We start from the raw sequence: 595 nt of genomic DNA, 5'->3' as shown, positions 1-595 counted from the left end.
TGGTACGTAGATTTCATGGTCACTGGATTTGTATTTTTCACTTTTCCAGGAGTAAGCATTGATGATTTTTTTGAGAGGCACCTCTAGGATTTCCGAGATATTATCAGGGTTCCAGATCTTGATGGAGTACGAGATCCCGTATTTTTCAAGATCAATCCAGACGCTATCTTTCAGGGCGAGAGAATCTTCGAAGCTCAACAAGCCTTCAAGGCACTTATTTTGAAGTTCTACCCCAACTGCATCCAATGCCAACATATAAGCCTCGACCATCATCATGGAACCAATGGGCAAGGGGATCTTGTCACTTTTACCCGCTGGGCCACTGCCGGGAGAATCCAAACCTGGATGGATTGGATTCTTATAGGGGCCACTGACCAATGTTCGACCATCTGGCAATAACTCATTACCGCTCGCTATCGCGACGTCAAAGTATCGCCACACCGCAGAAATGAATTGTGCTTTGGTCTTGATGCTGCGTTTAAGGTCATAGAACTGCATCAATGTAAAGGGCAGATTGAGCGATGATTTATCACCTGCACCTTTGTTTTCTACCTTGTTTTTCGTGCGATGCCAAAATATGGAACGATGAAAGTCT

At 44.5% G+C, this 595-nt stretch carries 1 pseudogene; it reads right to left on the bottom strand.

Annotation, left to right across the window (positions count from 1 at the left end):
* Nucleotides 1-595, bottom strand: a pseudogene (locus K675_RS31335) (site-specific integrase); the annotation flags it as partial.

Origin of the sequence: Pseudomonas fuscovaginae SE-1 (assembly GCF_000364705.1) — a bacterium.
GTDB lineage: Bacteria > Pseudomonadota > Gammaproteobacteria > Pseudomonadales > Pseudomonadaceae > Aquipseudomonas > Aquipseudomonas fuscovaginae_A.
Note: the sequence above shows the minus strand (reverse complement) of the source record. Positions and strands in the feature narration are given on the sequence as shown.